Here is a 1408-nt window from a genome sequence, read left to right as displayed (position 1 = left end):
CGGCCGGCGCCCGCCGTGACCAGCACGCGCTGGCCTTTCAGCCCGGTCAGAAATTCGTCCGCCGATTCCGGCGCCCTTGTGCTCATGGTCGTGTCCTTTTCATTGCAGCCGCCGTTCGCGCAACGCCATGACGGCGCCCAGAACGACCAGTCCGTAAAGAATTGCCCTCGTGGCATAGGGAAGCGTGGTGCCGGCGAGCAGCATCTGCAGTGCGGTCAGCAACAACACGCCGCCGAGCATGCCGAGATAGTGGCCGCGTCCGCCGGTGATCAGCGCGCCGCCGACCACCACCACGGCGATCGACGGCAACAGGTAGTCGTCGCCCATGCCAAGGCTTGCCTGACCCGAAAAGCCGGTCAGCATGATGCCGACAACAGCCGCGCAGACGGCCGAAAGCATATAGACCAGGATCAGCGTGCGCTCGACGCCGATGCCCGACAAGCGCGCCGCGCGCAGCCCATTGCCGATGCCGTAGACGCGTCGTCCGAACGGGGTGCGGCCAAGCAGCAATACCGCCGCGACGACAAAGACGACCATCAGCAGGACGATTGGGGTCAGCAGGCCGGCAAGCTTGGCCGTCATGACCCAGCGCAGCATCGGCGAGGAAAACCCGGCCGGCGTTCCCTGCGAATAGAGCAGCGCACAGCCTTGCAGGATGCCGTTGGTGGCGAGCGTCATGACGATCGGCGAGATGCCGAGATAGACGATGCCGAAACCATTGGCGAAGCCAATGGCGCAGGCCATCACCAGGACGACCGGCAAGGCGTAGACAAGGGCGGCGTCGGAGCCGTTGACCATGCCGGCCAGGATGATGCCGGAGATGCCGATCGTCCACGGCACGGAGAGGTCGAGGCCGCCGGTCAGAATGACGGTTCCCTGCCCGAGCGCCAGTACGGCTAGGAAGGACGATAGCACCAGCAGCGAATTCCAGTACCCCGGATTGAGGATGGCTCGGCCGAGCCAGACCTGCGTGACGACCACGATGAGGAGCAGGCAGACATAGGCGGGCAGCGCATAGCGCAGCGTTTCCGCGTTGCGCAGGTGGAAGGCAGGGCGCGGCGATGCCGGACTGCGCTGGGCATGGGCTGGTTCGGCGGTCTTGAGACGCCGGTCCACGCGCTCGAGTTGCGAGGGCAATATGCCGGCGCGCCAGGCGGCAAGCCGGGCGCGCGCGGCGCGCAATTGCACGGCAAGCACCGATGCATGCGAGATCGAGCCGGCAAGTGCCGCCAGCACCAGAATGGTGCCTTCGGCAATGGTCGAATAATAGGCCGATACGTTGAGCACCAGCAGGATGTTCACCACGATCATCAGGATAAAGGCGCCAAAGACAGAGCCCACCGGGCCGCCCTGCCCGCCACCGAGGCGCGTGCCGCCGACGACGACCGCCGCGAACATCGACAAGAGC

The 1408-nt window shown here is 65.8% G+C and carries 1 protein-coding gene; it reads right to left on the bottom strand.

Annotated elements, in window-relative coordinates; genetic code table 11:
- Positions 1 to 99 precede the first annotated feature (99 nt).
- Positions 100 to 1408: ABC transporter permease (locus EN750_RS34325; protein ID WP_145968198.1), on the bottom strand; the 1309-nt coding region annotated here is incomplete at its 5' end.

Source organism: Mesorhizobium sp. M7A.F.Ca.ET.027.03.2.1 (assembly GCF_003999175.1).
Lineage (GTDB): Bacteria > Pseudomonadota > Alphaproteobacteria > Rhizobiales > Rhizobiaceae > Mesorhizobium.
Note: the sequence above shows the minus strand (reverse complement) of the source record. Positions and strands in the feature narration are given on the sequence as shown.